Below are 16,751 nucleotides of genomic sequence, written 5' to 3'. Positions count from 1 at the left end.
CAATACGACAATTCCGGCTACGTGACCACGCAGGGGTGAGTCGATGATCCGACGCAAGCACCAGGTGGCCCTGGCGCTCACCGCCGTCCTCGCGGCGGCGGCCGCCTGTCAGAACCAGGAGCGGGGCGCCCCGGCCGCCGGACAGCAGGCACCGTCCGCGGGCAAGGGCTTCACCCTCGTCGCCTCGGGCAGCATCGTGCCGCACGCCACCGTCGCGGACCGGGCGGGCTTCGACGCGAGCGGCAACGGCAACGGCAACAACGGCGATGGAAACAACGGCAACAACGGCGGCTACGACTTCGGCCCCATGCTTGCCGCCGTGGAACCCGCCGTCTCCGACGCGGACCTGGCGCTCTGCCGCCTCGACCCCGTGCCCGGCGACGACACCGACCCCGCCGCCGCGTCCCTGCCACAGCTCGCCCGCGCGCTCGCGGCCACCGGCTACGACAGCTGCGCGACCGCCGCCGCCGACGCCCTCGTCGACCCCTCAGGCGTCCCGCGCACCCTGAACGCCCTGGACGCCGCCGGGCTCCGGCACGCCGGTACCGCGCGGACCCAGGCCGAGGCGGGTACGACGCCGCTGCTCCAGGCGGGCCCGGCCAAGGTCGCGCAGCTGTCGTACACCTACGACCCCGGGCAGCGGGCCGGCGACAGCCCCGAGTGGACCGTCGCCGCGCTCAACGAGCAGCGGGTGATCGCCGGGGCGCGCGCCGCGCGGAAGGCCGGCGCCGACGTGGTCGTACTGTCCCTGGACTGGGGCGACGGCTGGCAGGACGCGCCCAACGACGCGGTGACCGCGCTCGCGAAGCGGCTGACCGCCTCCAAGACCGGCGGCCGCCCGGACGTCGACCTGATCCTCGGCTCCGACGGCCACCTCCCGCAGGCGTACGGCAAGGTCAACGGAACCTGGGTGGTCTACGGCAGCGGTGACCAGATCGGCCCCGGCACGACCGGCGCCCAGGGCGTGCGGGACTGGCGCGGCGGCGAGTCCACCACGGCCCGCTTCACCTTCGTACCGCCCGCCGAGCGCGGCGGCCGCTGGGAGGTCAGCCGGGCCGAGTTCCTGCCCCAGTTCTACGACCAGGACTCCGGCCGTCTCCAGGACGTCAACGCCGCGATCGCCCACGGCGCCGACCTCGCCGGAGTGCGCGACCGGATCAGGGACGCGGCGCTCGGCGGCGGGGGCGCCAAGGCGGGGCTGACCATGGCGCCCTGAGCCGGACTCACCAGGACGCCCGGGTACGGACTCACTGCCGTCGCTCTCACTCCCGCCGCTCCGGCGCAGGCTCGCCCGCCAGCGTCGAGCGGCGGTAGGAGTAGCCGAAGTAGATCACGCAGCCGATGAGGAACCAGATGGCGAACCGCACCCAGGTCTGCCACGCCAGGAACGTGATCAGCCAGATGGAGAAGATCACGCCCAGCGCGGGCACGAACGGCATCCACGGCGTGCGGAAGGCGCGCGGCAGGTCCGGGCGCTTGTAGCGCAGCACGATCACCGCCACGCACACCACCACGAACGCGAGCAGGATGCCGATGTTGGTCAGCTCGGCGGCCTCGCCGATCGGCACGAACCCGGCGATGGCCGCGGAGCCGAAGCCGACGATCCAGGTCACCCGGGTCGGTACGTGCCGGGTCGGGTGGGTCTTGGCGAACCAGCGGGGGAGCAGTCCGTCGCGGGACATCGAGAACCACACCCGGGTCACGCCGAGCATGAACGTGAACATCACCGTGAGGATGCCGATGATCGCGCCCACCGCGATCACGTCCGCGAGCCCGCTCAGCCCGACGGACTCGAACGCCGAGGAGAAGCCGCTCTCCGGGTCGATCTCCTTGTAGTTCTGCATCCCCGTCAGGACCAGGCACGCGGCCACGTACAGCACCATGGAGATGACCAGCGAGTAGATGATCGCCCTCGGCATGTGTCGCTGCGCGTCCTTGGACTCCTCGGCGGCCGTGGACATCGCGTCGTAGCCGAACACCGCGAAGAAGACGGTTGCGGCACCCGTGAACGCGCCGCTGATGCCGAACGGGAAGAACGGGTGGTAGTTCGCGGTGTTGATGTGGAACACGCCCACCCCGATCACCAGCAGCACCACCAGCACCTTCAGCACGACCACGATCGTCTCGAACCGGGCCGCGCTGCGGATGCCGAGCGTGAGCAGCCAGGCGATCAGCAGACAGAGCAGCGCGGCGAACAGGTCCACCCGGTGTCCGGCTCCCGTGCCGGGCGCGCCCAGCATCCACGTGGGCAGGTCGGCGCCCAGCTGCTCCACCAGGAAGCCGAAGTAGCCGGAGATGCCGATGGCGACCACCGCCACGATCGCGGTGTACTCCAGGAGCAGGTCCCAGCCGATGAACCAGCCCGCGAACTCGCCGAGCACCGCGTAGCCGTAGGTGTAGGCCGAGCCCGCCTTCGGGATCATCCCGGCGAACTCGGCGTACGACAGCGCCGCGCAGGCGCTCGCCACACCGGCGATCAGGAAGGAGACGAGGACGGCGGGACCGGCCGTGCCGTTGGCCACCGTCCCGGCCAGTGTGAAGATGCCCGCGCCGATGATGCCGCCCACGCCGATCGCGGTGAGCTGCCACAGCCCGAGCGAGCGTTCGAGGCCGCCGCTCTCGGCCGCCTCCGACTCGTCGATGTGCTCAATGGGTTTGCGACGGAGAATCCCCTCACCCGCACGGATCTTGGCCACACGCCTCACCTCTTCCCCGACGGCAAACGGCTGACGGCGGATCATGATGACTCAGCCCCGCCGGGGAGGGAAGACGCCACGCACGGGCCACCGGACCGGGTCCGCGGGGGCGCCCGCCACGGCCCTGGGGGACCGTTGGTTACGGGACCACCGTCACCGGCCAGCGCCCCGCCTTGACCAGCCGTACCGCCACCGAGCCGACGATGCGGTGCCCCGCCTGCTCGGAGGCGCCCACCACCACCGCGTCCGCCTTCAGCTCGTCGGCGGCGCGCACCAGGCCGTTGTACGGGTCGCCGCGGAAGGTGTGGAACTCCCAGCGCACCTCGAATATCCCCTTCACGCGCTCGGCCGCCGCCCTGATCTGCGCGATCAGGTCCTCGGCGATCTCGTCGGTCGTGTCCGCCACGGGCGCCCCGAGCGCGGCCCCGGCCGCGAGCACCGGCTGTACGTACACGACCGCGAGGAGCGCGCCCTGGCGCCGCGCGAGGCCGCCCGCGTACGCCGCGGCCCGCAGCGAGGAGTCGGAGCCGTCCACCCCGACCAGGATGACCTTGGGTCCGTCGGTACCCCGCTCGAACTGATGCGCGTTCTCCGCGTGCTGTTCCCTCACGCGGGCGAGGCTATCGAAACCACTCCCGAGTACAAGCGGCACGTCCGCGCCATGTTCGGCTCGTCGTATTCGTCATACCGCTGGACGCGATTCTCTCGGCCGAGCGGGTGGAATCGCCGGGTCTCGCGGTGTCGATGGGGCGGCCACGCGTCGGGCGGGGCGACTGATGGTTCATGCAGAAGTATCGGTTGTTCACACGGCGTCGGCTGCTGCTCGGTTCGGCCGCCGCGCTCGGTGCCGCCGGGACCGGGGGTCTCCTTCTGGGGCGTGGCGGCGAGAAGCCCGCCGCCACCGCCCCCCTCGCCGGACCGCAGGCGCGCCAGGCCCTCAAGCCCTCCGCCTTCCGGCTCCAGCCCCTCGCCGGCTACGGCACCCCGCACTCCGCCCCCGCCAAGCTGAGGGTCCGCCACGCGCCCATCGTGCGCATCTCCACCCGGGGCCGGCAGATGATGCTGACCTTCGACGACGGGCCGCACCCGGACTACACCCCGCACATCCTGGACACCCTCGCCAAGTACGACGTGCGCGCCATGTTCTTCGTGTGCGGCGAGATGGCCGTCCAGAACAAGGAACTCCTCGCCCGCATGGCCGAGGCGGGACACGTGGTCGGCAACCACACCTGGACCCATCCGCTCCTCACCCAGCTCCGCCGTGCGGACATCCGCGACGAGATGGCGCGCACCTGCGACGTGATCCAGGACGCCTACGGTGACCGCCCGCAGTGGTTCCGCGCCCCCTACGGCGCCTGGAACCGCGCCACCTTCCAACTCGGCGCCGAACTGGGCATGGAGCCCATGGCCTGGACCCACGACACCACCGACTGGATGACCCCCGGCACCCGCACCGTGATCGACCGGGTGGAGAAGAACGCCGCCCCCGGTGTCGTGATCCTCTCCCACGACGCCGGGGGCGACCGGACCCAGAGCGTCCAGGCGATCCGCGAGTACCTGCCCTATCTGCTCGACCAGGGCTACCACCTCACCGTCCCGCCCCGCCGCAGGACCTGAGCGGAACCGCGCCCGCCCGGCCGCCGCCGGTTCAGCCGGCCGTGGCCAGGCGGGCGAAGACGACCACGTTGCCGTCGTAGCCGTTCTGCTTGGTGAAGCCACCGCCGCAGGTGATCACCCGCAGCTCCGGCGTGCCCTTCGAGCCGTAGACCCGGTCGCCGGGGAACTTGCTCTTCTCGAAGACCTCGACGCCGTAGATCTCGAAGACCGCCGTCCGTCCGTCCTGGCGGTCCACCTCGACCCGGTCGCCCTTCTTTAGCGCGCCGAGCCCGTAGAACACGGCGGGGCCGCGCTGGTTGTCGACATGGCCGACGACCACGGCGGTGCCCTGTTCGCCGGGGGAGACCGCGCCGGTGAACCAGCCCGCCAGATTGGTGTCCTCCGGCGGCGGCGCGCCCACCGCGCCGTCCGCGTCCAGACCGACCGCGGTGACGGGGGCGTCGACCCGGATGGCGGGGATGCGCACCCGGTCCGGCGCGGAGAACGCGAGCGCGGCGGCCGCCGGGGCCGTGGAGCCCGGCCCGGCGGGAAGGGCCGCGTCGGGGGCGGTCGCGGGGGCGCCGGTGTCCAGGGCCGCCGCGGCGGCCGGCTGGGGCGGGCCCACGTCGAACTCGCCCGAACCGTTGCGGATGAGGGCCAGACCGGTCAGCAGGACGAGCGCTATGACGCCCCAGGGCGCGCGCCTCCGCGGCCGCTCCTCCCACTCCGCAAGCTCGGAGGCAGACATTCGCCATCCCTTCGTCACGTGGTCGCGGCCACGTCCACAGCGCATGGGAAGAAATTAAGTCCCTCGCGCGGGGAGCGGCGACGGGCGAGGAGCGAACGGGTGGCCCGTCAGCCGCTCGGTGCGCCATCCGAGTTGCGGTTCACAGGAAATTTCTGACGGCACGTGACCTGCGACAACATCCGATTGTGTGCTTGTCGTACGGAGTCCTCGCTCACCAGGACGGAGCATTCTCGACATGCGGGCGTGTTCCGCGCGCCCGATGGTGCTGTCGGGAGGTGCTTTCTCGCCGATCGACCCGGGAACCGGACCCGGGGTGCCTCCCGCGGAGGATTCAGATGCGAAACCATGGTGCCTTGGCGGCGGTGTGCGCCGCCATCGCCGTGCTCTCGGTGACGGCGCCCGTGGCCGTCGCGGACGGCATGGGCAACGGGAACGGCGTGGCGGGAACCTCGGGCGTCGTCCCGGTTCCGGTCCCGGTGCCCGGCAACGGGAACTTCAACGGGAACGGCAACTTCAACGGGAACAACAACTTCAACAACGGGCACGGCAACGGCAACAACAACTTCAACAACAACGGGAACGGGCACGGCAACGGGAACAACAACTTCAACGGCAACGGCAACGGGAATTTCAACGGCAACAACAACGGCAACGGAAACAACCGGGGCAACGACAACTTCGGGGGCGGCCGGGGCAATGACGACTTCGGCGGTGGCCGGGACAACGACAACTTCGGTGGTGGCGGCGGTCACGGCGAGGGCGGCATCCGCAACATCCACGTGTCCCCCAACGTGCTCCCGGCCGGTGGCCGTCTCACGGTGACCGTGGAGGGCTGCCGGGGCGGCAGCGTGTACTCCGAGGTCTTCCGCACCACCCAGCTCAACTCGTTCCGCGACAACAGCGCGCGCGGCGTGGCCACGATCTTCCGCCATGCCCGGCCGGGCCGTTACGACATCACCGTCGACTGCGGCGGCCGCACCGTGACCAGCCCGAACGCCTTCACCGTGCTCGGCGGGGTCAACGGCGGCTTCGGCGGCAGCAGTTCGAGCGGGCCCGCCCCAGCCGACATGGCCATCGGCAGCGGACTCGTCGCCTCGGCCTTCCTCGGCGGCGGCGTGTTCTGGCTGCGCCGTCGGGGCGAGAGGCGGATCTGACGGCCGTACGCCACCGTCCCTCTCCCCGGATGCCGCCGCCGACCGTCGCGGGACGCGGCGGCATCCTCGTGTACCCGTGACGCGCGGGGGTGCTAGCTCTTGGCGCCCGGGAACAGGCTGAGGAAGGGCTCCGCCGTCGCCGCGATGCCCCGGCTGAACGGGGCGTCGAAGTCCCAGATCAGGAAGAGCATGAAGGCGATGGTCGCGGAGAAGAGCCCGGCGAGGATCAACTCCCGTGCGGTGCGCCGGATCTGGAGCGCGAAGACCATGCCGACGGTGATCACCGCACCGGCGAGCAGCCCCCACCACACCACCGGCGGCATGGTGTCCCCGGTGGAGTCGGCACGCGCGTTGCGCGCCTGGTCGGCGGCGGCCAGCTGGTCCAGGATCGGCTGGTACGCCTGGGCCTCGAAGTCGTTCTTCGGCCGGTAGTCCGTGACGTCGTGCCGGACCTGGGCGAGCAACTCCGCGCCCTTGTCGGTCACTTCGCCCTTGTCGGTCATCGACGTCCACTCGGTGGTGACGACGTGGGAGACGTAGGCGTCGATGTCGCCGCGGATGCGGTCGCGCACGTCCGGCGGGTAGACGCGGACGCGTTCGTAGATCTCGTGCAGCGCCTGGGCCTCGCTCTGCACCTGGTCCTGCGCGGCGCTGCGGGCCTCCCACACGCCCGCGATCGCGAGGCCGAGGACGATGGCGTAGACGACACCGATCCACATCGTCATGTACTCGATGACGTCCGGGGTCTCGTTGGGGTCCTCGTCCTCCGGGGCCCGCTTGTGCCGTACGAGGGTGATGACGACCACCACCGCGCACGCGCCCAGCATCGCCAGGAGCAGGACAAGCCAATCGGACAAGTGGTTCCTCCAGGGGTGAGGTACGGCCGCGTCAGCGCGGGCGCAGGGCGGCGACGGCGACGATCGGGGGGACGGTGATGAGCAGCACGTAGGTGACCGGCGAGGTGGTGGAGGTCGCGGTCCGCCGGGCGGGCTTGGGGTGGTACGCCGGGTAGCTCACCGGGGTCGCGGTGGGGCGCGGAGTGGGCTTCGGCTTCGGTGGCGGGGTGGGCTTCGGCGGTGGGGCGGGCCGGGGCGCGGGCTTCGGCGCCGGTGCCGGTGGGGGCGGCGGCGGGGCCGGAGGCGGAGCGGGCACGGGCGGCGGGGGCGGTGGTGCGGGCCGGGCGGGCGGCCTCGGCTCGGGAGCCGGTTTCGGCGGCGGGACGGGGCGCGGGGTGGGGCTGGGGGTCGGCTTCGGTTGCGGTGGCGGTGGAGGAGGCGGTGTCGGAGTGGGCGCGGGCGTGGGCGTCGGTGTCGGCGGGCAGGGCGGCGGGGGCTCCTGGCACGGCGGTGGCCAGGGGCCGTCGCCGACCACCGCGATCGCCACCGTGCCGTCCGGCCCCGTCGAGGCGTAGGCACAGACGTCCGCCGACGCGGTGCCTGCCGGACACCCCACCACGGCCCAGGCCACCGCCAGCACGGCCAGCACCCTTGCGGCGGCCGTGACTCGGGTTCCTTCGGGTCCTTGCACGACAAGATCATGAGGCGCGTGAGCCGCGCCCACGCCCCGACTTGAGCGGAATGATCCGAAGGAGGGACATCGCCCCATCCGCGGTTTGACGCGCGGTCGCCCTCAACGGCCCGCATGGGCACACCCGTACGGCATCCGACCTGCGCGCCCCGACCGCGTACCCGCCCCGTCCACAGCCCGCCGAAAGTTTTTCGCCGCGCCGTTGAACGCCCGCGCGACGCCCCCCGTACCCATGGCCGTGCGGCGGCGCGGCAGGCGCTCCGATAGCGATATCCAGGCAGAAAATGGGGAGTTGAGGATGAAGACCTCCTGGCGGACCGCCTCACTGATGGCCACGGCAGCCTCGGTGCTGGTGCTGACCACGGCGTGCGGTCAGGAAAACGCCACCACACCGGCGGCCCAGAACGTCGGCGCGGCGGGCGCGGCGGCCTCGCCCTCGGCCGGTGGTTACGGCAATCCCGGCGCGGGCAACGGCTACGGCGCCGACGGCAGCAACGCCTCCGCCTCCCCGGCCGCCGCCGTCCCGGCGGGCGCGCTGACCGTTGCCGCGGACGCCAAGCTCGGCAACGTGCTCACCGACGAGGCGGGCATGACGCTGTACCGGTTCGACAACGACACCGCCAAGCCGCCGGAGTCCAAGTGCGACGGCGCCTGCGCCACCGCCTGGCCGCCGGTCCCCGCCGACGACGCCTCGGCCGGTGCCGGTGTCGACAAGTCGGCCCTCGGCGAGGTCACCCGCTCCGACGGCACCAAGCAGCTGACCATCGACGGCTGGCCCGCCTACCGCTTCGCCAAGGACACCCAGCCCGGCGACACCAAGGGCCAGGGCGTCGGCAAGACCTGGTTCGCGCTCGCGCCCAACGGCAAGAAGGCCTCCCTGGCCTCCCTGCCCGGCCTCTCCGTGCACAAGGACGCGAAGCTCGGCGACATCATCGTCGACAAGAACGGCCACACGGTCTACCGCTTCCTCAAGGACAAGGCGTGGCCGAAGTCCGTCTCCGCCTGCACCGGCGCGTGCCTGGAGAAGTGGCCGGCCGTCGCCCCCGTCGAGGAGAGCGACACCAAGGGCATCCTGAAGAAGGGCCTGATGCCGTTCACCCGCCCCGACGGTGTGAAGCAGATGACGGTCAACTGCTGGCCCATCTACACCTTCTCCGGTGACACCGCCCCCGGCGACACCAACGGCCAGGGCGTGGGCGGCACCTGGTACGCCGTCTCGCCCGAGGGCAAGCCGATCGGCGCCCCCGCCGCCTAGCCCCGGCGGCCCTCGGCGGCCCGAACTCCCCCCACCGGCGCCCGTCTTCCTCCGCACCGACGGAAGGGAGGCGGGCCGTCGTCATGCCCGGGACACGTCACTCAGCGGGGTCGGACGCGTACTTCCCGCAGGCAGTGACCGGGAACGGATGGTCAATTTCCGGTTCGGGTCGCTCCATTGGCAAGCGATCAGTAGCCTCAGCTCGAACACCGGATCGTCTGCCCCCGTCCCCTACGCCACGGAGTGATACATGGAGCGCCCCGCCTGGGCCCCCCGGAGCATCGACATCTCGGTGCCGAGCGTCTCGCGCATGTACGACTACTACCTGGGCGGTTCGCACAACTTCGAGGTCGACCGGGAAGCGGCCCGCAGCGCGATGGAGTTCATCCCGGGACTGCCGAAGATCATGCAGGCCAACCGGGCCTTCCTGCGCAGGGCGGTGCGCTTCGCCACCGACCAGGGCCTGACCCAGTTCCTGGACATCGGCTCCGGCATCCCCACCTACGGCAACGTCCACGAGATCGCCCAGTCCGCCGTACCCGGCGCCCGTGTCGTCTACGTGGACCACGACCCGGTGGCCGTCGCGCACAGCGAGGCCGTCCTCGCGGGCAACCCGGACGCCGAGGTGGTCGCCGGTGATCTGCGCAAGCCCCAGGAGATCCTGGCCAGTTCCCAGGTGGAGCGGCTGCTCGACCTCGAACGCCCCGTCGCCCTGCTGCTCGTGGCCGTCCTGCACTTCGTGGAGGACTCCGACGACCCGCACACCGCGCTGGCCGAGCTGCACGCGGCGCTCGCCCCCGGCAGCCTGCTGATCCTCACCCACGCCGCCTTCGAGGGCATACCCGTGACCCCCGAACGGGCCGAGGGCGCGGTGGGCGTGTACAAGGACATCCGCAGTCCGCTGATCATGCGCTCGCGCGACGAGATCGCGCGGTTCTTCGAGGGGTACGACATGGTGGAGCCCGGACTGGTCCCGATGCCCGAGTGGCGCCCGGAATCGGCGCCGGAGGACGAGGACGCGTACGCGTTCTCCGGGTTCGCGGGCGTGGGGCGCAAGCGTTGAGCGCGGCGCCGGACGGGCCGGAGGGCAGACTCCGCCGCCTGACGACGATCTGGAGCCGCGCGGTCTACCCGGTCACCGCGACCTCGCTGACCCGCGCCGAGTTCGAGGCGCGGCTGCTGCCGCTGGCGGGCCGGCTGAGCCGGGCCCTGCGCGCCCGCAGCTTCGACCCCGGGGAGGCCCGGGCGGTCGGCGCCGCGCTCGTGGAGGCGCACGGCACCGACCCCGAGGTCCTCACCCGCACCCTGGACTGCGTGGACGCCTACCTCGTCCTGTACTGCGGCGAGGACGGCCCGCAGGACGAACTGCGGCTGCGCTCCTCGCGGTTGCAGCACGCGATGGCCGCCGGATACGCGCAGGCGCTGCGCGATCGCACCCTCGCCGAGCAGGAGGCCGTCGCCCAGGCCGCGCTGCGCGCCCAGGGCGTGGTCGCCGAGGCGCTGCACGCCAGCGAGGCCCGCTTCCGCGCCGTCTTCGAGGGCGCCGCCATCGGCATCGGCATCGCGGACCTGGAGGGCAATGTGCTCCAGGTCAACGGCGCCCTGCTGCGCATGTTCGGCGTCACCGAGCAGGCCATGCGCGGCCGCCGGGTACGGGACTGGAAGCACCCCGAGGACGCTCCCCAGACCTGGCGGCTCTACGACGAACTCGTGAGCGGCGAGCGCGAGCACTTCCATGTCGAGAAGGCGTTCAACCGCCCCGACGGCACGGTGCTGTGGACCAACCTCACGGTCTCGCTGCTGCGCGACGCCGACGGCTCCCCGCAGTACCAGCTGGCCCTCATGGAGGACACCACCGAGCGCCGGCTGCTCCACCTCCGGCTGCGCTACGAGGCCACCCACGACGCCCTCACCGGACTGCCCAACCGCACCCTGTTCTTCGAGCGCCTGGAGAAGGCCCTCGCGGCGGGGAAGGGCCAGCGCTTCGGGCTGTGCTACCTCGACCTCGACGGCTTCAAGGCCATCAACGACAGCCTCGGCCACGCGGCGGGCGACCGGCTCCTGGTGGAGGTCGCCGACCGGCTGCAGTCCTGTACGGCCGCGCCCGGCGAGATGGTGGCCCGGCTCGGCGGCGACGAGTTCGTGGCCCTCACCACCGGCCCCGGCACCGAGCAGGGCGTGGACGAGCTGGCCGACCGGATCATGAACGCGCTGGTCACCCCGGTGAGCATCGACGGCCGCGATCTGCTGGTGCGCGGCAGCCTGGGCATCGTGGAGGGCCCGGCGGGCGAGCGTACGGCGGCCGAGGTGCTGCGCAGCGCGGACATCACCATGTACCGGGCCAAGTCGGCGGGCGGCAACCGCGCCGAACTCGCGGACCCCGAGGCCGACGCCCGCGCCATCACCCGGCACGGCTTGACCACCGCGCTGCCCACCGCCCTGGAGCGCGGCGAGTTCTTCATCGAGTACCAGCCCCTGGTGCACCTCGGCGACGGCACCGTCCGGGGCGCCGAGGCACTCGTGCGCTGGCTGCATCCGCAGCACGGGGTGCTCGGCCCGGACCGGTTCATCCCGCTCGCCGAACACACCGGGCTCATCGTCCCGCTCGGCCGCTGGGTCCTGGAGGAGTCCGTACGGCAGGCCCGCGCCTGGCAGGAGGCCGAAGGCGACAACGCCCTGCCGCTGCGCATCAACGTCAACCTCTCGCCCTGCCAGCTCACCCACCCCGGCCTGGTCCAGGACACCGTCGACATCCTGGAGCGCACCGGTGTCACCCCGGACGCGCTCTGCCTGGAGGTCACCGAGTCGGCCCTGATCGGCGCCGACGACGGCCTCCTCAAACCCCTGCGCCGCCTGGCGGAGATGGGCGTCGACATAGCCCTGGACGACTTCGGCACCGGCTACTCCAACCTCGCCAACCTCCGCCGCCTCCCGGTGAGCATCCTCAAGCTGGATCGTTCCTTCACCCGGGGAATGCAGCAGTTCCCCGCCGACCCGGTCGACCTGAAAATCGTGGAGGGCATCGTCTCCCTGGCCCACAGCCTCGACCTGGCCGTCACCGTGGAAGGCGTCGAAACCAGCGCCCAGGCCGAACAACTCCGCCTCCTGGGCTGCGACACGGCCCAGGGCTGGTACTACGCGAGACCGGGCCCGCCGGAAAACCTGCACACCCTGCACTTGGCGAACGCGACGAGCTGAGGGATCTGGGGGTGGGGGAGGTGGCGAAGCCACTCGCCCCCACCCCCAGAGGGGCGCGGGGAACTGCGCGACAAGCCCAGACGAACCCGCACCCGCAAGAACACCGCACAAGGCAGACGAAAAGGCGCCGCAGGCACACTTCACCGCTCAAGCAACATCCGCTGCAGCTCCCGGGCCCCCCGAGGCGGCGCCACGTCACTCCGATGCGCCAAGGCGATGGTCCGCTGCAACCCCGGCCGGGCCAAGGGAGTGACCCGGAGCCCCCGCCCCGCCCTGGTGGCGACCATCCGCGGCACGACAGCAACCCCGAGCCCCGCCCGTACGAACCCCAACACCGCGTCCATCTCGCCCCCCTCGACGGCGAACTCCGGCTCGAACCCGGCGGAGCGACACGCCGCGACGGTCAGTTCGCGCAGGTCGTACCCGTGCCGGAACATCACCAGGCGCTCGTCGGCGAGGTCGGCGATCTCCACGCTCCGCCGCCCCCCGCCGGGGGCCGGTTCCTCCGGGGAGGAGACCACCACCAGGTCCTCCCGCAGCAGCTCGACCGTGGTCAGCGCGGGCGCGGGCGCGGGGAGGGGCAGGACGATCAGGGCGAGGTCGAGGGCGCCGCGGGCCAGTTCGCGGACCAGGTCGCGGGAGCCGCCCTCCTCGATGAGGAGCTGGATGCCGGGGTAGCGGTCGTGGAAGGCGCGGAGCACGTCCGGGAGGAGGCCGGTGCAGAGGCTGGGGGTGGCGCCGAGCCGTACCCGGCCGCGTCGCAGCTGCACCAGTTCCTGGACCTCCTGCCGGGCGGTGTCCGCGTCCGCGAGGATGCGCCGGGCCAGTGGGAACAGGGCCTCGCCCGCGTCGGTGAGCGCGATGTTGCCGCGCGCCCGGACGAACAGGTCGGCCCCCAGCTCCCGCTCCAGTGCGCGGATCTGCTGGGACAGCGAGGGCTGGGCGACATGGACCCGCTCGGCGGCCCGGGTGAAGTGCCGGGTCTCGGCGACGGCCACGAAGTACTGGAGCTGCTGGAACTGCACCTCTTCAGCATAGCCACGGCCTATCGAGATCAGCTCAACCATGTCTTGGACCGATCGGTGTCACCGGGCCTAGCGTCCTGTTCATGGCTCTGGCAACGCGGACGGACCGTCGTCCGTCCATGGCGCGCGCGATGTGGGACAGCTCCGTCGGCAAGAAGACGGTGATGGCCGTCAGCGGGCTGATCATGCTGCTCTACCTGATCGTGCACATGATCGGAAACCTGAAGATCTACTTCGGGGCCGCCGAGTACAACCACTACGCCCACTGGCTGCGCACCGTCGGCGAACCCTTCATGCACTACGAGTGGACCCTCTGGCTCGTCCGGATCGTCCTGGTCGTCGCCGTGGTCGCCCACGCGACCGCCGCCTATCGGCTCAGTCGGCGCGACATCAAGGCACGCCCCGTCAAGTACCTGCACAAGAAGGCGCGTTCGAGCTATGCGACGCGCACCATGCGCTGGGGCGGGATCATCCTCGGCCTCTTCATCGTCTGGCACCTCCTGGACCTGACCACCGGCACCGTGCACTCCGGCGGCTTCCAGGCGGGCCACCCGTACCAGAACGTGGTGGACACCTTCTCCACCTGGTACGGCAACGTCATCTACATCGTCGCGATGCTCGCGCTCGGACTGCACATCCGGCACGGCTTCTGGAGCGCCGCCCAGACCCTCGGTGCGGGCGGCCGTACCCGCGAGCGCGCCCTGAAGGCCGTCGCGAACGTCCTCGCACTGCTGCTCACGGCCGGGTTCATCGCCGTACCCGTGGGTGTCATGACCGGAGTGGTGAGCTGACCATGACGTACACCGACTACACGACCGGCGCCCCGGTCGCCGACGCCAAGGCCCCGACCGGGCCGATCCAGGAGCGCTGGGACACCCGCCGCTTCGAGGCCAGGCTCGTCAACCCGGCCAACCGGCGCAAGCACACCGTCATCGTCGTCGGCACCGGGCTCGCGGGCGGCTCCGCCGGGGCCACGCTCGCCGAACAGGGCTACCACGTCGTCCAGTTCTGCTACCAGGACTCCCCGCGCCGCGCCCACTCCATCGCCGCGCAGGGCGGCATCAACGCGGCGAAGAACTACCGCAACGACGGCGACTCGGTGCACCGGCTCTTCTACGACACCGTCAAGGGCGGCGACTTCCGCGCCCGCGAGTCCAACGTCCACCGGCTCGCGCAGATCTCCGTCGAGATCATCGACCAGTGCGTGGCCCAGGGCGTGCCGTTCGCCCGTGAGTACGGCGGACTGCTCGACACCCGCTCCTTCGGCGGCGTCCAGGTCTCCCGCACCTTCTACGCCCGTGGCCAGACGGGTCAGCAGCTCCTCCTCGGCGCCTACCAGGCGCTGTCCCGGCAGATCGCCGCCGGGAACGTGGAGCTGCACCCGCGCACCGAGATGCTCGACCTGATCGTGGTCGACGGCCGGGCGCGCGGGATCGTGGCCCGCGATCTGATCACCGGGAAGATCGACACCTACTTCGCGGACGCGGTGGTGCTGGCGAGCGGCGGCTACGGCAACGTCTTCTATCTGTCGACCAACGCCATGAACTCCAACGCGACCGCGATCTGGCGGGCGCACCGGCGCGGCGCGCTGTTCGCCAACCCCTGCTTCACCCAGATCCATCCCACCTGCATCCCGCGCACCGGCGACCACCAGTCCAAGCTGACCCTGATGAGCGAGTCGCTGCGCAACGACGGCCGGATCTGGGTACCGAAGGCCGAGGGCGACACCCGGCCGCCGAACGAGATCCCCGAGGACGAGCGCGACTACTACCTGGAGCGCATCTACCCCTCCTTCGGCAACCTGGTCCCGCGCGACATCGCCTCCCGCGCCGCGAAGAACGTCTGCGACGAGGGCCGGGGTGTCGGTCCAGGCGGCCAGGGCGTCTACCTCGACTTCGCCGACGCCATCAAGCGCATGGGCCGTAAGGCGGTCGAGGCCAAGTACGGCAACCTCTTCGACATGTACCAGCGGATCACCGACGAGGACCCGTACGAGGTGCCGATGCGGATCTACCCCGCCGTGCACTACACGATGGGCGGACTGTGGGTCGACTACGACCTCCAGACCACGATCCCGGGCCTGTTCGCGATCGGTGAGGCCAACTTCTCCGACCACGGCGCCAACCGGCTCGGCGCCTCCGCGCTGATGCAGGGCCTGGCCGACGGCTACTTCGTCCTGCCCGCCACCATCAACGACTACCTCGCCCGCAACCCGCGCCAGGACGAGGTCACCGACGAACACCCCGCCGTCCAGGAGGTGTTGGCCGAGACCGAGGACCGGGTCAACCTGCTCCTCGCCGTGGACGGCGACCGCACCCCCGACTCCTTCCACCGTGAACTCGGCGAGCTGATGTGGGAGTTCTGCGGCATGGCCCGCACGGACGCCGGGCTGCGCAAGGCGCTTCGGGAAATCCCGCGCATCCGCGAGGAGTTCTGGCGCCGGATCAAGGTCCCCGGCACCGGCGAGGAGTTCAACCAGTCGCTGGAGAAGGCCAATCGCGTCGTCGACTACCTCGAACTCGCCGAGCTGATGTGCCTGGACGCGCTGCACCGCGCCGAGTCCTGCGGCGGCCACTTCCGCGAGGAGTCCCAGACCCCGGACGGCGAAGCGGCCCGCCGGGACGAGGAGTTCGGCTACGCGGCCGCCTGGGAGTTCACCGCCACCGGCGAGGCGCCCGTCCTGCACAAGGAAGACCTGGTCTTCGAGTACGTCCACCCCACCCAGCGGAGCTACGCATGAGGCTCACCCTGCGCGTCTGGCGGCAGCGCGACGCCGCCGCCGAAGGCGCCATGTCCACCTACGAGGTGGACGGCATCTCGCCCGACATGTCCTTCCTGGAGATGCTGGACCAGCTCAACGAGCGGCTCATCCTGGAGGGCGAGGACCCCGTCGCCTTCGACCACGACTGCCGCGAGGGCATCTGCGGTGCGTGCAGCCTCGTCATCAACGGCGACGCGCACGGCCCGGAGCGCACCACCACCTGCCAGCTGCACATGCGGTCCTTCCGCGACGGCGACACCATCGACGTCGAGCCGTGGCGGGCCGCCGCCTTCCCGGTGATCAAGGACCTGGTGGTGGACCGCTCGGCCTTCGACCGGATCATCCAGGCCGGCGGCTACATCACCGCGCCCACCGGTGCCGCGCCCGAGGCCCACTCCACGCCCGTGCCCAAGCCGGACGCCGACTTCGCCTTCGAGCACGCCGAGTGCATCGGCTGCGGCGCCTGCGTGGCCGCCTGCCCCAACGGCGCGGCGATGCTCTTCACCTCCGCCAAGGTCAACCACCTCAACGTGCTCCCGCAGGGCGCCCCCGAGCGCGAGACCCGGGTGTTGGACATGGTCACGCAGATGGACGAGGAGGGCTTCGGCGGCTGCACCCTCGCGGGCGAGTGCGCCACCGCCTGCCCCAAGGGCATCCCCCTGTTCTCGATCACCCGCATGAACAAGGAGTGGCTCCGCGCCACCCGCAAGGCACGGCGCTAGCCGCCGTCACACACGTTCGCCGACAGCGCGAACGGGCGGGGCCGGGAAAGGTGCTCATCCCGGCCCCGT

The 16,751-nt window shown here is 71.4% G+C and carries 16 protein-coding genes; 10 read left to right on the top strand and 6 right to left on the bottom strand.

Annotation, left to right across the window (positions count from 1 at the left end; translation table 11 throughout):
* Positions 1–43: 43 nt before the first annotated feature.
* Positions 44–1,216 (top strand): CapA family protein, encoded by a 1,173-nt coding sequence (locus tag AB0E91_RS00160; RefSeq protein ID WP_361772746.1) that lies wholly within the window; start codon positions 44–46, stop codon positions 1,214–1,216.
* Positions 1,217–1,262: 46 nt separating this feature from the next.
* Here AB0E91_RS00160 and AB0E91_RS00155 read toward each other — a convergent pair whose 3' ends face one another.
* Both AB0E91_RS00155 and AB0E91_RS00150 read right to left on the bottom strand, forming a co-directional pair.
* The gene (locus AB0E91_RS00155) at positions 1,263–2,696 is read right to left on the bottom strand and encodes an amino acid permease (RefSeq protein ID WP_361772743.1); all 1,434 of its coding nucleotides are present in this window, start codon (positions 2,694–2,696) and stop codon (positions 1,263–1,265) included.
* 139 nt (positions 2,697–2,835) lie between these two features.
* The gene (locus tag AB0E91_RS00150) at positions 2,836–3,306 is read right to left on the bottom strand and encodes a universal stress protein (RefSeq protein WP_361772740.1); all 471 of its coding nucleotides are present in this window, start codon (positions 3,304–3,306) and stop codon (positions 2,836–2,838) included.
* A 173-nt stretch (positions 3,307–3,479) separates the two neighbouring features.
* On the opposite strand from AB0E91_RS00150, the gene AB0E91_RS00145 reads away from it, so the two are divergent.
* Entirely contained in the window at positions 3,480–4,313 is an 834-nt protein-coding gene (locus tag AB0E91_RS00145) for a polysaccharide deacetylase family protein (protein WP_361772737.1), read from the top strand.
* A 31-nt stretch (positions 4,314–4,344) separates the two neighbouring features.
* Here the strand turns inward: AB0E91_RS00145 and AB0E91_RS00140 are convergent, their stop codons facing one another.
* The gene (locus tag AB0E91_RS00140) at positions 4,345–5,040 is read right to left on the bottom strand and encodes a class F sortase (protein ID WP_361772734.1); all 696 of its coding nucleotides are present in this window, start codon (positions 5,038–5,040) and stop codon (positions 4,345–4,347) included.
* Positions 5,041–5,375: 335 nt separating this feature from the next.
* Here AB0E91_RS00140 and AB0E91_RS00135 point away from each other — a divergent pair, with 335 nt between their 5' ends.
* The gene (locus tag AB0E91_RS00135) at positions 5,376–6,194 is read left to right on the top strand and encodes a hypothetical protein (RefSeq protein WP_361772731.1); all 819 of its coding nucleotides are present in this window, start codon (positions 5,376–5,378) and stop codon (positions 6,192–6,194) included.
* 92 nt (positions 6,195–6,286) lie between these two features.
* On the opposite strand, the gene AB0E91_RS00130 is transcribed toward AB0E91_RS00135, so the two are convergent.
* Entirely contained in the window at positions 6,287–7,051 is a 765-nt protein-coding gene (locus AB0E91_RS00130; RefSeq protein ID WP_361772728.1) for a DUF4239 domain-containing protein, read from the bottom strand.
* 31 nt (positions 7,052–7,082) lie between these two features.
* Entirely contained in the window at positions 7,083–7,211 is a 129-nt protein-coding gene (locus AB0E91_RS00125) for a hypothetical protein (RefSeq protein ID WP_272919015.1), read from the bottom strand.
* Positions 7,212–7,221: 10 nt separating this feature from the next.
* Between AB0E91_RS00125 and AB0E91_RS00120 the strand changes: the two genes are divergently transcribed.
* The 4 genes from AB0E91_RS00120 (at position 7,222) to AB0E91_RS00105 (ending at position 12,174) form a co-directional block, all read left to right on the top strand.
* Complete coding sequence (locus tag AB0E91_RS00120; RefSeq protein ID WP_361772725.1) at positions 7,222–7,605, top strand: hypothetical protein; 384 nt, start codon at positions 7,222–7,224, stop codon at positions 7,603–7,605.
* A 414-nt stretch (positions 7,606–8,019) separates the two neighbouring features.
* Complete coding sequence (locus tag AB0E91_RS00115; RefSeq protein ID WP_361772722.1) at positions 8,020–8,976, top strand: SCO0930 family lipoprotein; 957 nt, start codon at positions 8,020–8,022, stop codon at positions 8,974–8,976.
* A 250-nt stretch (positions 8,977–9,226) separates the two neighbouring features.
* Complete coding sequence (locus AB0E91_RS00110) at positions 9,227–10,039, top strand: SAM-dependent methyltransferase (protein WP_361772719.1); 813 nt, start codon at positions 9,227–9,229, stop codon at positions 10,037–10,039.
* Complete coding sequence (locus tag AB0E91_RS00105; RefSeq protein WP_361772716.1) at positions 10,036–12,174, top strand: EAL domain-containing protein; 2,139 nt, start codon at positions 10,036–10,038, stop codon at positions 12,172–12,174. Before AB0E91_RS00110 ends, AB0E91_RS00105 begins: the two co-directional genes overlap by 4 nt.
* A gap of 140 nt (positions 12,175–12,314) precedes the next feature.
* Here AB0E91_RS00105 and AB0E91_RS00100 read toward each other — a convergent pair whose 3' ends face one another.
* Positions 12,315–13,199, bottom strand: coding sequence for a LysR substrate-binding domain-containing protein (locus tag AB0E91_RS00100; RefSeq protein ID WP_361775044.1), 885 nt, complete (start codon positions 13,197–13,199; stop codon positions 12,315–12,317).
* 119 nt (positions 13,200–13,318) lie between these two features.
* Here AB0E91_RS00100 and AB0E91_RS00095 point away from each other — a divergent pair, with 119 nt between their 5' ends.
* From AB0E91_RS00095 to AB0E91_RS00085, 3 genes are read left to right on the top strand one after another with little or no spacing between them, the layout of a single operon-like run.
* A complete protein-coding gene (locus tag AB0E91_RS00095; protein ID WP_361775041.1) occupies positions 13,319–13,990 on the top strand; it encodes a succinate dehydrogenase in 672 nt (223 codons plus the stop codon).
* A gap of 2 nt (positions 13,991–13,992) precedes the next feature.
* The gene (locus AB0E91_RS00090) at positions 13,993–15,939 is read left to right on the top strand and encodes a fumarate reductase/succinate dehydrogenase flavoprotein subunit (RefSeq protein WP_361772713.1); all 1,947 of its coding nucleotides are present in this window, start codon (positions 13,993–13,995) and stop codon (positions 15,937–15,939) included.
* Positions 15,936–16,682, top strand: coding sequence for a succinate dehydrogenase/fumarate reductase iron-sulfur subunit (locus AB0E91_RS00085; protein ID WP_361772710.1), 747 nt, complete (start codon positions 15,936–15,938; stop codon positions 16,680–16,682). Before AB0E91_RS00090 ends, AB0E91_RS00085 begins: the two co-directional genes overlap by 4 nt.
* Positions 16,683–16,751 lie beyond the last annotated feature (69 nt).

Origin of the sequence: Streptomyces sp. NPDC026659, from assembly GCF_040638245.1 — a bacterium.
Lineage (GTDB): Bacteria > Actinomycetota > Actinomycetes > Streptomycetales > Streptomycetaceae > Streptomyces.
The sequence above is the reverse complement of the archived record's forward strand: the minus strand, read 5'-3'. Positions and strand labels throughout refer to the sequence as shown.

Bases quoted from the DNA above. Each gene is read 5' to 3' on its own strand.
- AB0E91_RS00110 (WP_361772719.1), top strand. From the start codon at position 9,227: ATGGAGCGCCCCGCCTGGGCCCCCCGGAGCATCGACATCTCGGTGCCG.
- AB0E91_RS00160 (WP_361772746.1), top strand. From the start codon at position 44: ATGATCCGACGCAAGCACCAGGTGGCCCTGGCGCTCACCGCCGTCCTC.
- AB0E91_RS00145 (WP_361772737.1), top strand. From the start codon at position 3,480: ATGCAGAAGTATCGGTTGTTCACACGGCGTCGGCTGCTGCTCGGTTCG.
- AB0E91_RS00115 (WP_361772722.1), top strand. From the start codon at position 8,020: ATGAAGACCTCCTGGCGGACCGCCTCACTGATGGCCACGGCAGCCTCG.
- AB0E91_RS00090 (WP_361772713.1), top strand. From the start codon at position 13,993: ATGACGTACACCGACTACACGACCGGCGCCCCGGTCGCCGACGCCAAG.
- AB0E91_RS00135 (WP_361772731.1), top strand. From the start codon at position 5,376: ATGCGAAACCATGGTGCCTTGGCGGCGGTGTGCGCCGCCATCGCCGTG.
- AB0E91_RS00095 (WP_361775041.1), top strand. From the start codon at position 13,319: ATGGCGCGCGCGATGTGGGACAGCTCCGTCGGCAAGAAGACGGTGATG.
- AB0E91_RS00140 (WP_361772734.1), bottom strand. From the start codon at position 5,040: ATGTCTGCCTCCGAGCTTGCGGAGTGGGAGGAGCGGCCGCGGAGGCGC.
- AB0E91_RS00085 (WP_361772710.1), top strand. From the start codon at position 15,936: ATGAGGCTCACCCTGCGCGTCTGGCGGCAGCGCGACGCCGCCGCCGAA.